17 protein-coding genes are annotated in these 21,617 nt (G+C 70.8%); 9 read left to right on the top strand and 8 right to left on the bottom strand.

The features are described from left to right. Positions 1-187: 187 nt before the first annotated feature. A complete protein-coding gene (locus tag RBS12_RS15395; RefSeq protein ID WP_373886536.1) occupies positions 188-1,237 on the top strand; it encodes a TIGR01906 family membrane protein in 1,050 nt (349 codons plus the stop codon). Between the two features lie 4 nt (positions 1,238-1,241). Here the strand turns inward: RBS12_RS15395 and RBS12_RS15400 are convergent, their stop codons facing one another. Further along, on the bottom strand, positions 1,242-2,915 hold the full coding sequence (locus RBS12_RS15400) for a phospholipid carrier-dependent glycosyltransferase (RefSeq protein WP_307967011.1): 1,674 nt from the start codon (positions 2,913-2,915) through the stop codon (positions 1,242-1,244). A gap of 32 nt (positions 2,916-2,947) precedes the next feature. Between RBS12_RS15400 and rsmI the strand changes: the two genes are divergently transcribed. Next, a complete protein-coding gene (rsmI, locus tag RBS12_RS15405) occupies positions 2,948-3,799 on the top strand; it encodes a 16S rRNA (cytidine(1402)-2'-O)-methyltransferase (RefSeq protein WP_307967012.1) in 852 nt (283 codons plus the stop codon). Positions 3,800-4,122: 323 nt separating this feature from the next. Further along, on the top strand, positions 4,123-5,616 hold the full coding sequence (locus RBS12_RS15410; RefSeq protein ID WP_307967013.1) for an NAD-dependent succinate-semialdehyde dehydrogenase: 1,494 nt from the start codon (positions 4,123-4,125) through the stop codon (positions 5,614-5,616). 137 nt (positions 5,617-5,753) lie between these two features. Here RBS12_RS15410 and RBS12_RS15415 read toward each other — a convergent pair whose 3' ends face one another. The 4 genes from RBS12_RS15415 to RBS12_RS15430 form a co-directional block, all read right to left on the bottom strand. Then, positions 5,754-8,210: a DUF3488 and transglutaminase-like domain-containing protein gene (locus tag RBS12_RS15415; RefSeq protein ID WP_307967014.1), complete on the bottom strand. Its 2,457-nt coding sequence runs from the start codon at positions 8,208-8,210 to the stop codon at positions 5,754-5,756. Beyond that, on the bottom strand, positions 8,204-9,580 hold the full coding sequence (locus RBS12_RS15420) for a DUF58 domain-containing protein (protein ID WP_307967015.1): 1,377 nt from the start codon (positions 9,578-9,580) through the stop codon (positions 8,204-8,206). The genes RBS12_RS15415 and RBS12_RS15420 overlap by 7 nt, the downstream gene beginning before the upstream one ends. Positions 9,581-9,585: 5 nt before the next feature. Then, complete coding sequence (locus RBS12_RS15425; RefSeq protein WP_307967016.1) at positions 9,586-10,623, bottom strand: MoxR family ATPase; 1,038 nt, start codon at positions 10,621-10,623, stop codon at positions 9,586-9,588. 139 nt (positions 10,624-10,762) lie between these two features. Beyond that, the gene (locus RBS12_RS15430; RefSeq protein WP_307967017.1) at positions 10,763-10,966 is read right to left on the bottom strand and encodes a hypothetical protein; all 204 of its coding nucleotides are present in this window, start codon (positions 10,964-10,966) and stop codon (positions 10,763-10,765) included. Between the two features lie 130 nt (positions 10,967-11,096). On the opposite strand from RBS12_RS15430, the gene RBS12_RS15435 reads away from it, so the two are divergent. The 5 genes from RBS12_RS15435 (at position 11,097) to RBS12_RS15455 (ending at position 17,413) form a co-directional block, all read left to right on the top strand. Further along, complete coding sequence (locus tag RBS12_RS15435; protein WP_307967018.1) at positions 11,097-12,062, top strand: TatD family hydrolase; 966 nt, start codon at positions 11,097-11,099, stop codon at positions 12,060-12,062. 261 nt (positions 12,063-12,323) lie between these two features. Further along, a complete protein-coding gene (locus tag RBS12_RS15440) occupies positions 12,324-13,436 on the top strand; it encodes a transglycosylase family protein (RefSeq protein WP_307967019.1) in 1,113 nt (370 codons plus the stop codon). A 126-nt stretch (positions 13,437-13,562) separates the two neighbouring features. Next, a complete protein-coding gene (gene rsmA / locus RBS12_RS15445; RefSeq protein ID WP_307967020.1) occupies positions 13,563-14,420 on the top strand; it encodes a 16S rRNA (adenine(1518)-N(6)/adenine(1519)-N(6))-dimethyltransferase RsmA in 858 nt (285 codons plus the stop codon). A gap of 91 nt (positions 14,421-14,511) precedes the next feature. Beyond that, the gene (locus RBS12_RS15450; RefSeq protein WP_307967021.1) at positions 14,512-15,471 is read left to right on the top strand and encodes a 4-(cytidine 5'-diphospho)-2-C-methyl-D-erythritol kinase; all 960 of its coding nucleotides are present in this window, start codon (positions 14,512-14,514) and stop codon (positions 15,469-15,471) included. Between the two features lie 73 nt (positions 15,472-15,544). Next, positions 15,545-17,413 carry an ABC-F family ATP-binding cassette domain-containing protein gene (locus RBS12_RS15455; RefSeq protein WP_307967022.1) on the top strand — a complete coding sequence of 623 codons (1,869 nt, stop codon included), beginning with the start codon at positions 15,545-15,547 and terminating at the stop codon, positions 17,411-17,413. 120 nt (positions 17,414-17,533) lie between these two features. Here the strand turns inward: RBS12_RS15455 and RBS12_RS15460 are convergent, their stop codons facing one another. Genes RBS12_RS15460 through RBS12_RS15470 form a run of 3 tightly spaced genes read right to left on the bottom strand, consistent with a single transcriptional unit; the run spans position 17,534 to position 20,164 of the window. Further along, entirely contained in the window at positions 17,534-18,232 is a 699-nt protein-coding gene (locus RBS12_RS15460; protein ID WP_307967023.1) for a type 1 glutamine amidotransferase domain-containing protein, read from the bottom strand. Between the two features lie 55 nt (positions 18,233-18,287). Then, the gene (locus RBS12_RS15465) at positions 18,288-20,006 is read right to left on the bottom strand and encodes a succinic semialdehyde dehydrogenase (protein ID WP_307967024.1); all 1,719 of its coding nucleotides are present in this window, start codon (positions 20,004-20,006) and stop codon (positions 18,288-18,290) included. 26 nt (positions 20,007-20,032) lie between these two features. After that, positions 20,033-20,164, bottom strand: coding sequence for a hypothetical protein (locus tag RBS12_RS15470; protein WP_307967026.1), 132 nt, complete (start codon positions 20,162-20,164; stop codon positions 20,033-20,035). Positions 20,165-20,360: 196 nt separating this feature from the next. On the opposite strand from RBS12_RS15470, the gene RBS12_RS15475 reads away from it, so the two are divergent. Beyond that, positions 20,361-21,602 carry an NADH:flavin oxidoreductase/NADH oxidase family protein gene (locus RBS12_RS15475; RefSeq protein WP_307967027.1) on the top strand — a complete coding sequence of 414 codons (1,242 nt, stop codon included), beginning with the start codon at positions 20,361-20,363 and terminating at the stop codon, positions 21,600-21,602. Positions 21,603-21,617: the final 15 nt, after the last annotated feature.

Raw genomic sequence — 21,617 nt, forward strand, 5'->3', positions numbered from 1 at the left:
GCTGACGCTGGGCGTGCGCTGACGAGACGCTGAGTCTGGGCCCACTTGGCCCGTGATACCGATAACGCTTCGGCTACAGGACTGCTTCCTGCCCGCTGTGGGCGGGCGCAAGCGGCTACCGTGGGACACAGGACAGACCCCCAACCGGGCTCGCGGCGTGCGGGCCCCACAGAAGCGTGAGTGGATGATGGACGTGACTGAAGACAGGCATGAGCTGCGGCCGGAGGTGAACCTGGACGAGTCCCAGGACACCGAGGATCCCGCCTTCGAATGGATGAGGACCGCAGCAGCCTCGACGTCGGCTCAGGCCTCTCATCTGGCGGAGCCCTCACGCACTGCCCCCTCTGCCGAGGGTGACGCCGCTCCCGCTGGGGAGGGTGTCTCTGCCGATTCTGCCGGCAAGGGGCGGCGAGCGGCCGAGGCCACGGCCGCCGAGACGCCCGCGACCGCGCATCTGGAGCCGTCGCCCACGACTGCCCTCCAGGTCCGTCCCCCCGAGGACCAGGTGGCACGCCGTGCCGCCCAGCGCGATGCGGCAGCGAGCGCCCGCCCGGTCGCGCCGCGCGTCTTCCAGGTGCTCATGGCGATCTTCCTCCCGTTCCTCCTGCTCATCGCGGCGGTGCGGGTCATCGCGACGCCCGCGTTCCTCTGGCTCGAGTACTTCCGCCCCGGCTTCCCGGGGGACGGCTACGGCTTCTCTGCCGACGATCGGCTCACGTACGGCTCCTACGCCGTCGACTATCTCTCGAACTTCGCGGGCCGCCGCTACCTCGGCGATCTCGTTCTGCCGTCGGGAAGCTCCCTCTTCACGGAGTCCGAGGTCAGCCACATGGCCGACGTCAAGCTCGTCATCCTCTCGGCGTACGGCGCCGGGATCGTGCTGCTTGCGTTCTTCGTCGTCGCGTATCTGGTCCTGCGGAAGCGCCGGGGCGCGTTCGGACGCGGACTCTTCGCGGGGGCGATCGTGACGTTCGTCGTCGTCGTCGGTCTCGCCGTGCTCGCGTTCCTCGGCTGGCAGCAGTTCTTCACCGACTTCCACCGGATCTTCTTCTCGCAGGGGAACTGGAGCTTCCAGCTCTCCGACACCCTGATCCGGCTCTTCCCGTCGCAGTTCTGGATGGATTCGGCGATCGCGATCGGGGTGCTCGTGCTCGTCGCGAGCTCGCTCATGATCATCTTCGCGTGGCCCATGAAGAGGCGCTCGGCGGACGGCGACGGCGCCCCGATTCAGGAGTAGGTTCTCACACCCAGCTCGGCATCCACATGTGGAGGCGCCACTCGACGTAAGGGATCGTCTGGGCCGTCCAGATCGGCATGAAGTACGCCGAGACGACGAGGACGAGCACGAGGTAGATCCCGACCCCGAGGACTCCCGCTTGCCTGCGCCACAGCGGGTCCGACGGGCGGCCGAGCACGTGTCCGATCACATACGCGAGCACAAGGATCAGGAACGGCTCGAACGAGACCTCGTAGAACGCGAACATCGTCCGCTCGGGGTACATGAACCACGGGAGGTAGCCTGCCGCGACTCCGCACAGCGCGGCGCCGACGCGCCAGTCCCGCCGCCCGGCCCAGACGAGCACGGCGACGGCCAGGGCCGCCGTCGCGGCCCACCAGATGAGCGGGTTCCCGACGGAGAGGATGGCCGAGCTGCAGTGGCCCACCGTGCAGCCGTCGCTCGGCTCGACGTAGTAGAACGACGTCGGCCGCCCCTGCACGAGCCAGCTCCACGGGCTCGATGCGTAGGGGTGCGATGCGCTCAGGCCGGTGTGGAACGCGTACGCCTCGAGGTGGTAGTGCGCGAGGGAACGCAGCGAGCCGGGCACCCACGACCACAGCGGATCCGGGTGCGTGTCCGCCCAATGCCGGAAGTATCCGTCCGAGGAGAGGAACCAGCCCGTCCACGTCGAGAGGTAGACGAGTCCGCCGACGACGACGATGCTCACCGCCGCGAGGGGTGCGTCGCGGACGACGGCGGCCGGCAGCCACGCGCGGATTCCCGCCCTGCGGCGCGCGGAGGCGTCCCACAGCACGGTCAGGAGCCCAAAGGCCGCGACGAAGGCGAGGGCCGACCACTTCACGCCGACGGCGAGCCCGAGGCACACGCCCGCGGCGATCCGCCACCAGCGCACGCCGAGCCACGGCCCCGCGGCGAGCGCCGTCGCGGGAAGCCGCGCGTGCCCTGGATCCCGCCCGCCCACCCTCGCGAGCGCTCCGAGCCGCGCCGCGAGCCGCCGTCGTCCGTCGTCGCGGTCCTTGAGCAGCGCGCAGAAGGCGGCGAGGAGCCAGAAGGAGAGGAAGATGTCCAGGATCCCGATGCGGGACATCGTGATGTGGTGGCCGTCGACGGCGAGCAGAAGACCCGCCGTGCCGGCGAGGACCGCCGAGCGGAAGAGCTTGTAGGCCGCCCACGCCGTGAGGGCCACAGAGAGGGTTCCAATGAGGGCTGCCGAGAAGCGCCAGCCGAACGAGCTCGACGGGCCGAATAGCCACATGCCGAACGCGATCATCCACTTGCCGACGGGCGGGTGAACGACGTACTCGGGCGTCGATTGGAGGGCGCTGAAATCGCCGACGAGGAACTTCTCGTTTGCGTTGTCGCCCCAGTTCCGCTCGTAGCCGGACTGGAGGTACGAGTAGGCGTCCTTGACGTAATACGTCTCGTCGAAGATGAGGGAGTGCGGGCGGGCCAAGTCGGTGAACCGGAGGATCCCGGCGATGATGGCGGTCGCAAGCGGAACGGCCCAGTAGAGGGTCCGTTCGAGGCGGGGCCAGTCGCGCCAGCGGTCGAGGGGCCCGAGGAGGCGCTCGCGCAGTTCGCGCACGGTCTCCGGGGCGGGCATGGGGGCGGTGATCCACCGTTTGCGGGCATTCCACCCGAGCTGCGGTTCGCGGGTGTCCGTGGCGGCGCTCATCTCGGCCCATGCTACCGGCGTAGGCTGGGCTGGTGCGTGAAACAGAGGCCGGACCCGGACGCGTTGTGCTGGCGGCGACTCCGATCGGCAACCTCGGCGACGCGAGCCGGCGGCTCGTCGAGCTCCTCGGCGAGGCCGATGTCATCGCCGCCGAGGACACGCGCCGCCTTCACCGCCTCGTCCAGGGCCTGGGCGTGCAGCCGGTAGGCCGGGTTGTGAGCTATCACGAGCACAACGAGGCGTCGAAGACGGCCGAGCTCCTTGGCGACGTTCGCGCGGGGGGCACTGTGCTGCTGGTGACCGACGCGGGGATGCCGAGTGTCTCGGACCCCGGATATCGCCTCGTCGAGGCGGCCGTCGCGGAGGGCCTCACGGTGACTGCCGTGCCCGGGCCGTCGGCCGTGCTCACGGCCCTCGCGCTCTCGGGGCTGCCGACGGACAGATTCTGCTTCGAGGGCTTTCTCCCTCGCAAAGCGGGTGAGCGGGCCGCGCGCTTCGCCGAGCTCGCGGGGGAGCGGCGGACGATGGTGTTCTTCGAGGCGCCGCATCGGCTCCCGGCGATGCTCGCCGCGCTCGCCGAGGGGCTCGGCGCGGATCGGCGCGTCGCGGTGTGCCGGGAGCTCACCAAGACCTACGAAGAGGTGCTGCGAGGCACGGCCGCCGAGCTTGCCGCGTGGGCCGCGGACGGCGAAGTGCGCGGCGAGATCGCGGTCGTCGTCGAAGGTGCGGGCGAGGCCGCCCCCGCCCGCACCGAGGATCTTGTGCAGGCCGTGAATCGGCTCGTGTCCGGCGGGGTGCGGCTCAAGGACGCCGTCGCCGCCGTCGCAGGCGATGCCGGGGCGAGCAAGCGCGAGCTCTACGCGGCCGTCGTGGCCGCCCGCTGACCTCGTCGTCGGGGCGGCGCGGTGACCGTCCCTCATGCGCATAACCGTCCCTTGCGCCGCGACAAGAGGGACGGTCATGCGCACTAGGGACGGTCGTGCTGGCGGCGGCGGCCGGGAACGCGCCGTCGGCCGCGGCCATGCGGCGATGCGCGGAGGCTTTCACGCGGAATCCCCGAAATCTCGCGGGACCAGGTTGTGCAGCCGTACAGCGAACTAGTAGTTCTGTGGTGCAGGCGTGCGTAGACACTCGGCCTGCGCCCGGCCTAGCGTGGAGGGGAACCCAGGGACTCGATGCTGAGTCCCGCACGGCGAAAGGAGCCGACATGTCTGACGTCACGTCTGTCACCCCCGAGCGCGAAGCGGAACTGCTCGCCCGCGTGCCTACCGGCCTTCTCATCAACGGCGAGTGGCGCGGCGCCGCCGGCGGCAAGACTTTCGCCGTCGAGGATCCCGCGACCGGGAAGACCCTCCTCGAGATCGCCGATGCAACGAGCGAGGATGCCCTCGCCGCGCTGGATGCCGCCGACGGCGCTCAGGCAGCCTGGGCCCGTTCGGCCCCGCGCGAGCGCGCCGAGATCCTGCGCCGTGCGTTCGAGCTCGTGACCGAGCGCGCCGACGACTTCGCCCTGCTCATGACCCTCGAGATGGGCAAGCCCCTCGCCGAGTCCCGCGGCGAGGTCACGTACGGTGCCGAGTTCCTCCGCTGGTTCTCGGAGGAAGCGGTGCGCGATTACGGCCGCTACGTCACGACGCCCGAGGGCAAGAACAAGATCCTCGTCCACCGCAAGCCGGTCGGCCCCTGCCTGCTCATCACGCCGTGGAACTTCCCGCTGGCCATGGCGACGCGCAAGATCGGCCCCGCCGTCGCAGCGGGCTGCACCATGGTCGTCAAGCCCGCGAAGTTCACGCCGCTCACGACCCAGCTCTTCGCCTCCGTCATGCAGGAAGCGGGCCTCCCGGCCGGCGTCCTCAACGTCGTCTCGTCGTCGTCCGCGTCGAGCATCTCGGGCCCGATCATGAAGGACTCGCGTCTCCGGAAGGTTTCGTTCACGGGCTCGACTCCGGTGGGCCGCCGCCTCATCGCGGACGCGGCCCAGAACGTCCTGCGGACGTCGATGGAGCTGGGCGGCAACGCGCCCTTCATCGTCTTCGAGGACGCGGACCTGGACAAGGCCGTCGAGGGCGCCATGGCCGCCAAGATGCGGAACATGGGCGAGGCGTGCACGGCCGCGAACCGTTTCCTCGTGCAGGAATCGGTCGCGGAGGAGTTCACCGCGAAGTTCGCGGCCGCCATGGCTGCGCTCAAGACGGGCCGCGGCACCGAGTCTGACTCGAAGGTCGGCCCGCTCATCGACGGCGGCGCCCGCAAGGACGTCCACGCGCTCGTGACCGAGGCCGTCGAGTCCGGCGCCCGCGTGGCGACGGGCGGCGCCCCGATCGAGGGCGACGGCTACTTCTACGCCCCGACTGTCCTCGCGGACGTCCCGAACGACGCCGAGATCCTGAAGAACGAGATCTTCGGCCCTGTCGCCCCGATCACGACGTTCGCGACCGAGGAGGACGCGATCCGGCTCGCGAACGCGACCGAATACGGCCTTGCCTCGTACCTGTTCACCCGCGACTACGCACGGATGTTCCGGGTCGCCGAGCAGATCGAGTACGGCATGGTCGGCTTCAACGCCGGGGTCATCTCGAACGCCGCTGCCCCGTTCGGTGGCGTCAAGCAGTCCGGCCTCGGCCGGGAGGGCGGCTCCGAAGGCATCGCGGAGTACACGACGACGCAGTACATCGGCATCGCGGACCCGTACGCGGGCTAGGAATCCGCCCGCGCGCCACCGTTCAGGGGTCACATAACGCGGGTGCGCCACCGTTCAGGGGTCACCTTACGCGGGTCGCACCCACGGGTGGTGACCCTTGGATGGTCGGGCACCCACGGGTGGTGACCCTTGGACGGCTAGCGGTGCGGTCGGTTCCTGAGGCCCCGCCACAGGCGTCCGCCCCTCGCTGCGAGTTCTCGGAGGGCGCGCCTCGCACGCTGCGAGGCGCGCCCGAGTGCGTTCCGTGGGCGCGCGAAGGCCGACGGCGGGAGCGCCGCGATGCGCGCACGGGCCGCGGGCGAGCTCGCGGCCCGGCTCGCCCGCGAAAGAGTCGAGATCGCGGCGCGCGCGGCGTCCTCGTCGGCGCGATAGCCGGGGCGCCCGTACTCGTGGCGCTCGTATTCGCGCGTGAGGGTCGCGAGCGCCTCGTGGACCGTGCCGCCGTCGTCAGCCTCCCACGCCGCGAGCCGGCCGGCGTAGGCCCGCGGAGTGTCTGACGGGCTAGGGGGAATCCCATGGTCCAGGCCGATCGCCTCAAGTTCCTCCCACGCTCCGTCGACGCCCTGGGCGAGGCGCCGCCGCCGCTGCGCCGCACGCACCGCGGCGGGGAGGACCAGAAGCGCCGCGAGAGCCAGGACGCCCGCCGCGAGAGCGGCAGCGGGTTCCCAGGGGGCCTCGCCGGGCGCGGCCACTTGGGGAGCCGGTGCGGCGCTCGGGCTGCTCGCTGGAGTCGGCCCGACGCTCGGCCGGAGACCGTCGTTGAGGTTGTCGAGGTTCGTGCTTCCGCCCGAGGGCGAGTCCGTCTGGGCGTACGCGGGCAGAACCCCGCGCGACGGCGTGGGCTCGAAGGGAATCCACCCGAGGCCCTCGAAATACAGCTCGGGCCACGCGTGCGCGTCGCGCGCGTCGACCTCGAACTCGGGGAGCACCCCGACGCCCGAAACGGCGACCGATCCGCCCGTCGGGTGCCCTGGGGCGAAGCCGACGGCGATCCTGCTCGGGATCCCGACCAGACGGGCCATGACGGCCATCGCGGCCGAGAAGTGGATGCAGTACCCGGACTTCTTCTCGAGGAATTTCTCGAGGACGTCCATGCCCGTTCCGTCGTAGCCCTCGTTGACAGGGGCCTGCTCGGAGTACGTGAACGTGCGGAGGTATGTCTGGAGGGCGATGGCCTTCGCGTACTGGGACGCGGCACCCTTCGTGACCGTCTCCGCCGTCGTCCGCACCAAGGAGGGTATGGCGCTCGGCACGATCCCGTTCTCGCGCCCGATGCCGCGCGCCGAGGAGCGCGCCTTGTCGAGCACATCGGGCGTGACGTCCGGCATGACGGATCGGACGACGTAGTCCTGGTCCAGGCTCGCGCCCGGCTCGCCCTTGAGGCTCAGGTTGAGCGGATCCCAGCCGAAGTGGCCGCGCACGCCCGTGATCGACGCCGGGGCATACGGCGTAGGCAGGTACGGGCTCGTGAAGCTTCCGGTCGATATGACCGTAGTCGTCGTGACGAGGGGAGCCGTCTGGGCGGTCCCGGGCGTGATCGCCGTGAGGTTGCCCTGCCGGGTGTCGTCCCGGTTGTCGGGACCCCACGTGGTTCCGTCGAACGAGTCGACCGTCACTGTCTGGAGGTAGACCGGTTTCGTCGAGTCGGTGGCGTAGCGGATGATGCCGACGCCCTGCGCGCTCCTCAAGTCGCTTCCGAGGCTGATGAACGGGTTGAGCCCCACGTTCTGGCCGAAGTACTTGAGCCGCGAGCCCTCGGGGAAGGCGCCCCGCTCAAAGCCGGGAATGAGCACTGGCAGCACGAGCGAGCCCGCGACAATCGCGGCCACGATCGCGACGACGCCGGTGGGCGAGACCGCGGACCCGGCCCGTCGCGCGCGGAACGGCGCAGGCGCCAGGCCGGGTTCCGGGGACCCGGCGCGGCGCTCGCGGGACGTGCGGTCCGAGGCCCCGTCCGCCCGCGCGACGGCGAGGGCCGCGAGGTAGGCTGCCGCGGCGGCCGCGAAGCCCCACGCCCCTGGCCCGGACGGCTTGAGGAGGGCGGGGACGGCCAGCACGGAGAGCGGTGCGACGCCCGCGATGGCGGGCAGCCGGCACGGGACGGCGATGGCTTCGCCGACGATGGCCGTGAGCCCGAGGGCGCCCGCGAGCAGGGCGACGACCCCGACGTTCGGCCCGGCCGGCACGGCCTCGTACGCAACGGTGTTCCACGCCTCGTCGAGCGCCTCGCGCGCGGCCTCGAGCGTGTGCGCGGTCGGGATGACGCCGAGCAAGGCCGTGTCCCGCAGGAACATGAACGTGAGCGAGAAGGCCCAGACGACGAGGCCGACGGCCGAGGGCACGACGACGGGAAGGCGCGCGAGCCGCCCGACGGCGATTGCGGCCGCCGTGGCGAACACGACGACCACGATGGGGTAGAGCCACGCCCAGCCGCGCAGCACGCCGTCGTACGAGACGGACGCGCCGACGATCGAGACGGCGAGGAACATCCCCACGGCCGCGGGCTTCCACGCGAGCCCGCGGGGATTCCAGCGCGGACCCCGCCGGGGCGGCACCGGACGCGCGGGGGCGGGGCGCGGCGGCGCGGTCACCACGGTGTTCCCTCCTCCGTGAGCGCGAGCCATGCGGCATCGACACGCGTGCGCGCGGTTGCCTCGACCGCGAGCCAGCCGGCCGAGCGCAGGGTCTGGACGGCGGCGCGGGACGCCCCGGGCCGGTCGGAGACGACGAGCGCGAGGGCGCGTTCCGTCGACTCCGCGGCGGGCGCGAGAACCCGCGCGTCCTGCGCACTCGTGCGGCCGAGGATCGCCACGAGCGGTCCGCGCAGCCGATGCGCCTCGATGCGGTCGAGGAGGAGGTCCCCGAAGCCCTCGCCGTTTCGCGTGCTGTGCCCGGGCGCATGGAACGCCGGCGAATGGGCCTGCGCTTCGTTCGAGCGGGGGAGGATCGCCGCGAGTCCCGCGGCGACGACCGCGAGGCCTGTGCGCCCCGTGTAGTCGGGCGAGTCCGGTTCGGGCGACGACGGCGAGTGCGAGAGCGCGAGGCTTCCGTCTGCGTCGAGGAGGCGGAGCGTGTAGTCGAGGTCGGCGAGGTGGGCCGCGACCGACATCGCGGCCGTCACGGCCCATTCGAATTCGGGCGGCCCCGGTGCCCATTCGCCGGGGGGAGCTGGCCGCCCGGTCGCGATCGGGAAGGCTTCGCGGCGCAGGTCGAGGATGATCGTGGCCTCGGGCGACGTCGCAGATTCCTCCTGCCGCACCATGAGCTGGCCGTGCCGCGCGGTCGCGGCCCAGTGCACGCGACGCATGGGGTCGCCGTGGCGGTATTCGCGCGTCATGACGTCGTCCTCGGACGGGTTCGCCTGCATGCGCGTCGCGATGCTCCCCTCGATGCCGCGCAGCCCCGAGAGGACCGAGGCCGCGAGCGGAACCGGGGCGGGCGTGACGGTGAGCCGGGTCCCGGCGTCGATCCGGGTGCGCTGTTCGGCGAGTCCGAAGACGTCGGTCGATCGTGCCTCGACCGGGCCGAGCACGTACAGGCCGCGGCGCGGGCACGAGAGCTGGTATCGGTAGCGGCTCGCGCCGTCGTCGCTCACGTAGCGCCCCGGGTACGCGAAGTCGGGGCCTGCGCCGAGCGACGCCGGGAGGTGCTCGGCCATCGTCAGCCGGCCGACGAGGACGCCCGCGTGCCGCACCGCGAGGCGCACCTCGGCGTCGTGCCCCGCTTGGACGACGGGAGGGTCGCTCCCGCGGTCGACCATGAGGCCCGGGCGGAAGAGGCGGTTCGCGATCCACGCGGCCGCGGGGACCAAGAGGAAGAAGACGGAGAGGTGAAGGAGATCCCGGCGCCCCAAGAGCTGCGCGGCAAGCAGCACGACGGCGCCCGCGCCGACGAATCCCCAGCCGGCGGCCGTGAGCGACCCCTGCCACGCCGCGTTGCGCCAGCGCGATGAGGGGAGCGCCATGGGACTCAGTCCTGCCGGCGGAGGCGGGCCGCGCCGTCGGACGGGATGGGGACGGCGGCAATGATCGCGTCGAGCACGCCGCCCGCCGTGAGCCCGGCGCCTGCAGCCCGGCGGTCGAGGATGAGGCGGTGGGTGAGCACCGTAGGCGCCATGGCGGCGACGTCGTCGGGCAGCACGAAGTCCCGCCCGTCGAGTGCGGCGCGGGCCTTCGAGGCCCGCAGGAGCTGAAGGACCGCGCGGGGGCTGGCCCCGAGCCGGAGCCGCTCGCTCGATCGCGTCGCGCGGCCGAGCGCTACCGTGAACTCCTTCACCGGGTCTGACACGTAGACCGACTTGACGGTCCCGATCATGCCGAGCACCTCGGAGGCCTCCGCTGCGGGCTGCACGGAGAGGAGCGGCGATTCGGACTGATGGCTCTCGAGCATGAGCGCTTCGGCGGCCTCGTCCGGGTAGCCCATCGAGATGCGGGCCATGAAGCGGTCGCGCTGCGCCTCGGGCAGCGGGTAGGTGCCCTCCATCTCGATCGGGTTCTGGGTCGCGATGACCATGAACGGCTCGCTCATGGCGTACGACGTCCCGTCCACCGTGACCTGGTGCTCCTCCATGCACTCGAGCAGCGCGGACTGCGTCTTGGCCGAGGCACGGTTGATCTCGTCGCCGATCACGATGTTCGCGAAGACGGCGCCGGGCCGGAATTCGAACTGCCGCGTGGCCTGGTTGTAGATCGATACGCCCGTGACGTCGCTGGGCAGCAGGTCGGGGGTGAACTGGATGCGGCTCACCGAGCAGTCGATCGTGCGCGCGAGCGTCTTCGCGAGCATGGTCTTGCCGACCCCGGGCACGTCTTCGACGAGGAGGTGGCCTTGCGCGAGTAGGACCGTGAGGGCCGTGCGGGACGCGTCGGCCTTGCCGTCGATCACGCGATCGACGGAGGCGAGGATCCGCTCGCACGTTGCCCGGAACCGCGTGGGCGGCATGGGCTGGGGCGGTGGGCCCGCACGCAGCGGCGTGATCGCGGTCACCCCAGTGCGGTGCACGTCCATGCGTCCCCCTTGGACCGTATGGTGCCGAAACTCCCAGAGAGATTTCGGTCACACCTGTGTGCTGTCCACGTTACCCGCAACGAGCGGAGTTGGGCGGACCGATTCTGTGACCTTCCTGTGACCTATTGCGCGGAACGGGTTACGGCGCGGCGGCGCGGTGGACCTCGAAGCGGGAGAAGTCCACGGCCCTGCGCAGCCCGTCCTCGCCCAGGACCCAGAACAGGTCCAAAGCGGGGAACAGGCCCGTGACGCGGCCCGCGAAGCGGACCCTGCATCCGCGCAGGCCGGCAGTGACCCATTCGCCGATCCCCAAGTCGGTACACGATGTGATGACGTCGCCCATGAGTAGCCTCGATCCTTGCCTAGGGTGCGGACGTCGGGCAGGCGCCCACGCTTCACAAGAGGCGCGAGGGTGGGATCCATGACGCGGAAGGCCTGCGTTGACGGCCGCGGAACCGCCATAGAGTGGGGGCATGTGTGCTTCGCTTCCCCCCGCCGCGTACCGATGGACCGAGGACGACGACGTCGCGCCCCTCGCCGGGGCCGACGGACCCCGCGGCGTGGCCGGCGAGGTGCGGGCAGCGCATGACGAGAGCGGACGCAAGCGCCGCCTCGAGTACCCGCCCGCTCCCGAGCCGCTTCCGGTTCCCGTGGCGGACAACCACACGCACCTGAACTTCCGCGACGGTCTCGTCGAGGTCGGCGTCCGCGAGGCGATGGATGCGGCCGAGGCCGTGGGCGTGCACCGGGCGGTCCAGGTTGGGTGCGATCTTCCGTCGTCGCGCTTTACCGTCGAGGCGCTCGACGCCGACGATCGCCTGCTCGGCGCCGTCGCCCTCCACCCCAACGACGCGCCGCGCTATGCGGCGCGCGGGGAGTTCGAGTCGGCGCTCGCCGAGATCGAGGAGCTCGCGGCGCACCCGCGCGTGCGCGCGATCGGGGAGACGGGGCTCGACTATTACCGCACGCACGGCGACGCGCTCGAGATTCAGCGCGAGTCGTTCCGTCGCCACATCGACATCGCCAAGCGCCTCGGCCTCACGCTGCAGATCCACGACCGCGAGGCGCACGACGACGTCGTGCGGCTTCTCCGCGAGGAGGGCGCGCCGGAACGGGTCGTCTTCCACTGCTTCTCGGGCGACGAGGAGCTGGCACGCATCTGCAACGAGAACGGCTGGTTCCTCTCATTCGCGGGCACGCTCACGTTCAAGAACGCCGACAACCTCCGCCGCGCGCTTGCGATCGCGGAGCCGTCTAGGGTGCTCGTCGAGACCGATTCGCCGTTCCTCACGCCGCAGCCGTTCCGCGGCCGGCCGAACGCGAGCTACATGGTTCCGTACACCGTCCGCGCCATGGCCGAGGTGCTCGGATCGGACCTCGCCGAGCTGTGCACGCGCCTCGGCGAGAACACCGTCTCGGCGTACGGAAGCTGGGACTGAGGGCGGCCCCTCGGGGCCTTCGGGCGGCCCCGAAAGCCCCGTGCTGTGATGGAAACGTAATTTTTTCTTGTGTTTTGATAACGCTTCGATTACAGTCGATACTCAACAGCCGGGGTCGGGGAAGGCCCACGGACGAGACAAGGCCCTGAACGCTGCGATGCCGAAGGGTCGGGCCCACCCGTGTGCCCCGTCCGACCCGCCCGTGCCCGGACCTGCGAGGTTAGGGCACATGTGAGCAGATACTCCGCTGAAAGCGCCACGGTGAAGCCGTTCAGGATCGCCGGTCAGGTCGCCGTTGTCGGCGCGCTCGTGCTGGGCACGACCGCCTTCGTTGCGAATGCCAAGACCGTCACGCTCAGCGTTGACGGAAAGACCAGCACCATCTCGACCTTCGCCTCCACCGTCGACCAGGTGGTCCGAGGCGCCAATGTGGAGGTCCACGCGGCGGACGCCGTCCAGCCCGCGCTCACGGATGCCGTCGCGAGCGGCGCCGTTATCACGGTCAACCGCACCAAGGAGGTCACGGTCAAGCTCGACGGCGCCCTGCGCACGGTCGAGACGACCGTCCCGACCGTCGACGCCCTCGTGCACGAGCTCGGCGTCGCCTCCAACAGCGTCGTCTCCCTCGCGGGATCGACGTCCCTCGAGCCCGTGGGCAGCGTCGTGAACATCACGACCCCCAAGGACGTCACGATCCTCGTCGACGGCCAGTCGGTGACCCGCACGACCGCGGCCCCGACCGTCGCCGACCTCCTCAACGAGCTCGGCCTGACGCTCACCGACAAGGACCACGTCTCGCTCCCGGGCAATGCACCCGTCGTCTCCGGCATGGTCCTCAAGGTGACACGCGTGGACGCCGGCAAGGCGGACACCGTGACGGAGTCCCTCCCCTTCAGCACGGAGAAGACCGACGCCCCGGATCTCCCGGTCGGCCAGACGAAGGTCGTCCAGCAGGGTGTCGCCGGAACGATCGTCAAGACCTACCAGGTCGTGACCGTCGACGGCCACGAGGCGGGCCGCACGCTCACCTCCCAGAACGTCACGGTCCAGCCCGTTTCACAGAAGATCCTCGTCGGCACGAAGCAGCCGGACCCGGGCGCCAACACCGGCGCGGCGGCGCCCGCCGTGATGAACGCGGCCATGTGGGACAAGATCGCCCAGTGCGAATCGGGCGGCAACTGGTCCATCAACACGGGCAACGGCTACTACGGCGGCCTCCAGTTCAACATTTCGTCGTGGATGGCGAACGGCGGCGGGGCGTACGCGCCCAACGCGTCCCTCGCGACGAGGGAGCAGCAGATCGCCGTGGCGAACACGTACTACGCGAAGGCCGGCCTCTCCCCGTGGGGCTGCGCCTGGGCGGCGTCTCGCTGACGCGTCCGTAAGGCTTTCCTCCGCTTGCGCCGTCACGTCCGCCGGGTTGAGACCCTCTGGACGTGGCGGCGCAACGGGTTGGTGCCCCGCCCGGACGGGATTCTCCGCTCCGGATAGGATTCTCTGGTGACTGAACCCGCCCACCTCCTCGGAGCCGCCGACATCCGGGCCCTCGCCGAGGAGATCGGCGTCCGCCCCACCAAGACGCTCGGCCAGAACTTCGTCATCGATGGGAACACGATCCGCCGCATCGTCGCCGCCGCGAAGCTCGACGCCGGGGAGACGGTCCTCGAGGTCGGGCCCGGCCTCGGCTCGCTCACCCTCGGGCTACTCGATGCCGCCGAACGGGTCGTCGCGATCGAGATCGACCCAACGTTGGCGCGCAAGCTTCCGGAGACGGTCGCGCACTGGCGCCCCGACGCCGTCGGCCGTTTCGATCTCGTGCTCGCCGACGCGCTCAAAGTGACCGACCTCCCCGCCCGGCCGAGCGCCGTCGTCGCCAACCTCCCCTACAACGTCGCGGTGCCCGTCGTGCTCCATCTGCTCGAGCACTTCCCGAGCCTGCGCCACGGCCTCGTCATGGTCCAGGACGAGGTGGCCGACCGCCTCGCCGCCGATCCCGGTTCCAAGATCTACGGGGTTCCGAGCGTCAAGGCCGCGTGGTATGGGACGATGCGCAAGGCCGGCGTCATCGGAACTAACGTCTTCTGGCCCGCTCCGCGCATCCATTCGGGCCTTGTCGCCTTCGAGCGCCGCGAACCCCCGCAGACGACGGCGACGCGCGCCGAAGTCTTCGCCGTCATCGACGCCGCGTTCGCCCAGCGCCGCAAGACGCTCCGGGCCGCGCTCTCCGGCTGGGCGGGAGGTGGGCCCGCGGCCGAGCGCATCCTCGTCGCAGGAGGCGTCAATCCGAGCGCGCGCGGCGAGACCCTCGGCATCGATGCGTTCGTGCGCATCGCCGAACAGCGACACGCCGCGCTGTGACCATGGCGGAATTGTTGCCTTGAGCAGGGTGGCGGGTCCCGTGACCCTGCTCAAGCCAACAATTGCCGAGACGTTTAGTAGGTTAGGGCACATGCGTTCAGGAAGCGGGAGCGGCCGTCGATCGGTCCGCGCCAAGGCGCCCGGCAAGGTCAACGTCTCGCTCCGCGTCGGGCCGCCGCGGCCCGACGGATATCACAGCGTTGCGAGTGTCTACCTCGCGGTCTCGCTCTTCGAGGAAGTCCGGGCGACGGCGACCGAGGCCCCCGGCATCACGGTGAGCCTGAGCCCCGAGAGCACGCTCGACATCGACGAACTCGAGATTCCCCTCGACGAGCGCAACCTCGCGGTGCGGGCGGCTGCGCTCATGGCGGAGGTCTCCGAACGTCCGACCGGCGTTCACCTCGAGATCACGAAGCGCGTCCCCGTCGCCGGGGGCATGGGCGGGGGATCCGCCGACGCCGCAGCCGCCCTCCTCGCGTGCAACGCGCTGTGGGACGGCGGGCTCTCGCGCGACGAGCTCGCACATCTCGCCGCCGAGCTCGGCGCCGACGTGCCGTTCGCGCTCCTAGGAGGCGCCGCCGTCGGCCTCGGCGTCGGCGACCGCCTCTCGCCCGCGCTCGCGACCGAACGCCTCGACTGGGTACTCGTCCTCGCGGACTTCGGGCTCAGCACGCCCGCGGTGTTCCGCGAGCTGGACCGGCTCCGTGCCGCTGAGGGCATCGAGGCCGAGGAGCCGACCGACGTCGAGGCCGGCGTCCTCTCGGCTGTCCGCGCGGGCGACGCGCACGCCCTGAGCCACGTGCTCCTCAACGACCTCCAGCGGGCCGCGGTCTCGCTCGCCCCAGACCTGCGCGACACCCTCGGATGGGGGGACTCGCACGGCGCCCTCGCGTCGCTCGTCTCGGGCTCCGGGCCGACCGTCGCGCTCCTCGCCGAGGACGCGGATTCCGCGGCGGAGCTTGCCGACGCGCTCGCGCACCGGGGCGTCGAGGCGCTCGCCGTGCACGGCCCGGTTCCCGGCGCGCGGATCCTGAGCGATACCCTGCTGTAGATACTTTTGCACCCGCCCACCCTTTAGACACCCACCCACGTCTAGACACCCACCCCCCACCCGGAAGCGATCCTTGGCACATCTGCTCGGCGGCGAGAACCTCAGCATCTCCTTCGGCACCCGGACCGTCCTCGACGGCGTGACCGTCGGGCTCAACGAAGGCGACCGGATCGGTGTCGTCGGGCGGAACGGCGACGGCAAGTCGACGCTCATGCGTCTCCTTGCGCAGCGCGTCGCGGCCGACGACGGCCGGGTCACATGGCGGCGAGGGCTAAACGTCGGCTACCTCGACCAGGGCGACGTGCTCGACGGCGACCTCGACGTCGGGCGCGCCATCGTCGGCGACCGCGCCGACTACGAATGGGCCGCGAATCCTCGCATCCGAGAGATCATGGCGGGCCTCGTCGAAGATGTCGACTGGCACGCCCGGGTTAATTCGCTTTCCGGCGGCCAGCGGCGCCGCGTGGCCCTCGCGAAGCTCCTCATCGAGCCGCACGACGTCATCATGCTGGACGAGCCCACCAACCACCTCGACGTCGAGGGCGTCGCCTGGCTCGCGCGGCACCTCAAGGGCCGCTGGCGGGCGAACGAGGGCGCGTTCCTCGTCGTGACCCACGATCGCTGGTTCCTCGACGAGGTCTGCACCGACACGTGGGAGGTCCACGACGGCATCGTCGAGCCGTTCGAGGGCGGGTACGCCGCGTACGTCCTCGCGCGGGCAGAGCGCGACCGCATGGCCGCCGTCGTCGAGACCAAGCGGCAGAACCTCATGAAGAAGGAGCTTGCGTGGCTTCGCCGCGGCGCCCCCGCCCGCACGTCGAAGCCCAAGTTCCGCATCGAGGCCGCGAATGCGCTCATCGCCGACGTGCCCGAGCCCCGGGACGCCGTCGCGCTGTCCAAGATGGCGACGGCGCGGCTCGGCAAGGATGTCGTGGATTTGGAGCGCGTGACGCTCGCGTACGGCGACCCCGCGTCGTCGGGGTACAAGCCTCTCCTCGACAACGTGACCCTGCGCCTCGCGCCCGGCGAGCGCGTCGGCGTCGTCGGCGTCAACGGTGCGGGGAAGTCGACGCTGCTCCGCCTCCTCTCGGGGGATATCGAGCCAACGTCCGGCCGGGTCAAGCGCGGCAAGACCGTGGTCACCGCCGTCCTGAGCCAGGACGTGCGCGAGCTCGACGACGTCGCGGACCTGCGCGTCGTCGAGGTCATCCAGCGGGAGAAGCAGACGTTCGCCGTCGGCGGCAAGGAGCTCACGGCGGGGCAGCTCGTCGAGCAGCTCGGCTTCACGAACCAGAAGCAGTGGACGCGCGTGTCCGAGCTCTCGGGCGGCGAGCGGCGCCGCCTCCAGCTCCTCCGGCTGCTTGTCGGCGAGCCCAACGTGCTCATGCTCGACGAGCCCACGAACGATCTCGACACCGACACCCTCGCGGCCGTCGAGGACGTGCTCGACGGGTGGCCGGGGACGCTCGTCGTCGTGAGCCACGACCGCTACCTCCTCGAGCGCGTGACCGACCACCAGCTCGCGCTCCTGGGCGACGGCGCTGTGCGGGCGCTGCCCGGCGGAGTCGAGCAGTACCTGCGCCTCCGTGCGGAGCAGGAGACAGCGGCGCTCGCCTCGGGAGCCGCCGCCGCTTCGGGGGCGGCCGCGGCGGGCACCGGAACGGGCGACGGCGGGGCGTCGGCTGCCGCGGAAGGCGTACGGGGGGCCACCGGATCCGGCGCGAGCGAGGCCGAGAAGCGCCAAGCTCGCAAGGACCTCAACCGGGTCGAGCGCCAGCTCGGGAAGCTCGGCGAGCAGGAGGCGAAGCTCCACCAGGAGATGGCCCGCGTCGCCGAGGACTACGGACGCCTCGGCGAGCTCAACGCGCAGCTTCAGGCGCTCCTTGCCGAGAAGGAGGAGCTTGAGCTCGTGTGGCTCGAGGCGTCCGAGGTGCTTGAGTAGTCCAACGAATCATTGGCAGCCCCACCTCCATCCGCTGCTCCGTAACTGTCGTTTTGAGGTCTCGTAACGACAGCTACGGAGCAGTCGATTCTTGGCAGGGACGCATCCAGTGGCCCAGGCTCAGCCGAGGTCCTTCACGAGCCGCTCGGCGAGCTCTTTCGAGGATTGCGGGTTCTGCCCGGTGTAGAGGTTGCGGTCCTTGATCGTGTGGGGGCGCAGCGGCAGGAACCCCTTGTCGTAGTTCACGCCGACCTCCTTCATCCGGTCCTCAAGCAGCCAGGGGGCCTTCCTCGCGAACCGGTTCAGGAGTTCTTCGCGGTTGGAGAGCCCGGTCATGTTCCGTCCGGCGAATGAGTTGCTGCCGTCCGGGTTGGTCGCGGCGAGGATCGCGGCGGGGGCGTGGCAGAGCAGCGCGAGCGGCTTGTCCTCGTGGAGCCGGCGGGTGAGCAGGGCTCCGGAGACGGCGTCATAGGCGAGGTCCTCCATGGGGCCGTGCCCGCCGGGGTAGAAGACGAGATCGAACTCGTCGGCGTTCAGCTCGTAGAGGTTGCGGACGGCGTCGAGCACGCGGGCGAGGCCATCGAGCTTCGCTTCGAGTTTGCGGGTGGTGGTGGGCAGGCCGCCGGAGATCCCGAGGCTGAGCCGGTCGACGGTGGGACGGACCCCGCCCGGGGTGGCGACGGTGACGTCCCACCCGGCGGCCGTGAAGGTCTCGTAGGGGATGACGAACTCCTCGGCCCAGAACCCCGAGGGGTGGATGGTTCCGTCGTTGAGCGTCCAGCGGTCGGCGGCGCTGAGGACCATGAGCACGGTGGTCATGAGAGTGGCTCCTTCTCGTGAGGGGTTCTGTGACGGCGTTCTGTGACGGGGGCGGTCAGCGGCGGCGGAAGGCCTTCATCGCCCTAAGGGCGCTCGTGAGGATCCGCGCCCAGCGGTCCCAGACGATGCCGGGCGGAGGCGCGAAGCCCTGCAGGCGCTGCTGGGCGACGGTCTGCGCCTCGGTGTATTTGAGCAGGCCGTCGGCACCGTGACGGCGGCCGAGGCCGGAGTCGCCCATGCCGCCCATCGGCGCGTCGACGCTGCCCCAGGCAGCGGCGAACGCCTCGTTCACGTTCACCGTTCCTGCATGCAGCCGGGCGGCGACCGCACGGCCTCGGGCGGAGCTGTGGGACCAGACGGAGGCGTTGAGGCCGTAGACGGAAGCGTTGGCGCGGGCGATCGCCTCGTCGTCGTCCTGCACGCGGTAGACGGACACGACAGGGCCGAAGGTCTCGTGTCCGAACAAGGTCATCTCGTCCGTGACGCCTTCGAGGATCGTGGGTTCGTGGAACAGCGGACCCAGGTCCGGGCGGGCGTGGCCTCCGGCGAGCACCCGGGCGCCCTTGCCGACGGCATCCGCGATGTGGGCGGTGACGGTTTCGAGCTGGGACGGGGTGGTGAGGCTGCCGACGTCCTTGCTGTAGTCGTACGCGGCGCCGATGGAGAGCCCGCGGGTGCGGGCGGCGAACGCGGAGACGAACTGCTCGTACACGGCGTCGGCGACATAGAGGCGCTCGATGGACACGCACAGCTGCCCGGCGGACGGGAAGCACGCGGTGATCGCCCCGTCCACGGCACGGTCGAGGTCGGCGTCGTCGAGCACGAGCATGGCGTTCTTGCCGCCGAGCTCCAGCGACGCGCCGATTAGCCGCTCCCCGGCGTCGCGGGCGATCTGCCGGCCGGTCGCCGTCGACCCCGTGAACATGACGTAGTCGGCGTTCTGCATGAGCGCCCCGCCGATGCTGCTGCCCGGGCCGATCACGATCTGCCACAGCCCCGCCGGGAGTCCGGCTTCGCGCATCAGATCCGCGGCCCACAGCGCGGTGAGGCCGGCCTGCGTGTCGGGCTTCTGCACGACCGCATTCCCCGCCATGAGGGCGGCGATTGCGTCTCCCGCTGCCATGCTCAGCGGATAGTTCCACGGCGAGATGACCGCGACGACGCCCTTCGGGTGTCTGAGCTCCGTGGTGTGGGTGAGGATCGGGAATGCGCCCGCGCGCCGCTTCGGGGCGAGCAGGCCCGGCGCGGTGCGGGCGTAGTAGCGGGCCGTCATCGCGATGTCGGTGACCTCGAGGAACGCGTCGCGGCGGGTCTTTCCGTTCTCGGCCTGCATGAGGTCGAGCACCTCGTCCTGCCGGTTCAGGAGCAGGTCGTGGAAGCGCAGCAGGATCCGCGACCGCTCCGCCCCGGGAAGGCCGGCCCAGTGGGCCTGCGCGGTGCGGGCGGTGCCGAACGCCCGGTCGACGTCGCCCGGGGTGGACACCGGGAACGAGGCGAGCTCGGCGCCCGAGTACGGCGCGGTCGTGGTCGCGTGGGCCGCGTCGGGGCTCGCGACGACCAGGGAGGTGAGGCGCTGCCGCAGCCGCGGGGTCAGCGCGGGCGGCAGCGAGAGGCCGGGCGCAGGCGACGGGGCACGCGAGGCGCGGGGGCCTGACACAGGGGTTTCGGGCGCGGGGGTTTCAGGCGCGGGGGTTTCGGGCGCGGGGGTTTCAGGCGCGGGGGTTTCGGGCGCCGAGTGTTCGGAGGCCGGGGTTCCGGTGGGCGTGGTGGACATGATGGTGATCCCAAGCGTCGCGTAGGTCAATTGTGGGGCATGGAGAACGTCGGGAAGCGGGCGGTGCCGGTCGCGAGCACGTTGGTCTGGTGGTAGAAGTTCGGCGACAGCGTCTCGCCCACACCCGCCGTCTGTCCGTTCTTCGCTGATGTGCTCACCCGGCGGCCTTTCCCTCGCACTATGTGTTCAGTGCTTACATTGTCGAGGATAGGACCCGATGTGCGCACTGTCAACAATCCTCGCGGGGATCGCCGTCGACCACTCCTCGATGCCTCGATTCATGTTGACAATGAATACATCATCGCTTACGGTCGAGATGTAAGCAACGTCAACTTACGCTTCCAAGGAGCCCCCGTGTCCTCTCCGCTGTTCACCCCGCTCACGCTTGCCAGCGGCGCGACGATCCCGAACCGGATCGCCAAGGCCGCGATGGAGGAGAACATGGCCGCGGCTGGCCAGCTCCCCGGCGACGCCCTGTTCACGCTTTACCGGCGATGGAGCCAGGGTGGCGCGGGACTGCTGATCACCGGGAACGTCATGGTCCACGACGCCGCGATGACCGGCCCCGCCGGCGTAGTCCTCGACGCCCACTCGCCACTCGAGCCGTTCCGGGAGTGGGCGACGGCGGCGAAGGGCGGCGGTGCGAAGGCGTGGATGCAGATCAACCACCCCGGCCGTCAGGTGCGCGCCGACCTCCCCGGCGTCGCGTGGGGTCCCTCGGCGATCAAGGTGGACACCGGCAGGACACGGGGAATCTGGGCGGACCCGGTCGCGATGACCCCCGCGCAGATCGCCGAGACCATGGAGCGATTCGCGACCACTGCCCGCCGCGCCGAGGAGGCCGGATTCGATGGGGTCGAAATCCACGCCGCGCACGGCTACCTGCTCTCCCAGTTCCTCTCCCCGCTCGCCAACCAGCGCACCGACCGGTGGGGCGGATCGCTGGAGAACCGGGCCCGCCTGCTGCTCGACGTCGCCCGGGCCGTCCGCGCCGCCGTGGGACCGGCCTTCGCGGTCGCCGTGAAGCTGAACTCCGCCGACTTCCAGCGTGGCGGGTTCGAAGCCGACGACGCCGCCGAGGTGATCCGCATGCTCGCCCCCCTTGGCGTCGACCTCGTCGAGCTCTCCGGCGGCAGCTATGAGGCGCCAGCCATGACCGGGCTGGCCAAGGACTCCCGCACGAAGGTGCGCGAGGCGTACTTCCTCACCCTCGCCGAAGACCTCGCGAAGACCAGCCCGCTGCCGCTCATGCTCACCGGCGGGATCACCCGCCGCCCCATCGCCCAGGAAGTCCTCGACGGCGGGATCGCCCTCGTCGGCATGGGCTCGGCGCTCGCGGTCGACCCCGAACTCCCGAACCGGTGGCACCATGACGCCGACGCCAAGGTCGCCCTCGCGCCTGTCGCCATCGAAGACAAGGCCATCGCGTCGGCCGCCAGCATGTCCCGCATCCGCTACCAGCTCCGTCGCCTCGGAAGCGGCCGGACCACGCGCCCCGGCGTCAGCCCGAGGCTCGCCCTCGGCTTCGACCAGCTGCGCCTGCATCGCGCCCGCCGCCGCTACAGCACCTGGCTCGCTGCCCGTCAGGCATCCTGAGAAGACAAGGAAAGG

Source organism: Sinomonas sp. ASV322, from assembly GCF_030908245.1.
Lineage (GTDB): Bacteria > Actinomycetota > Actinomycetes > Actinomycetales > Micrococcaceae > Sinomonas.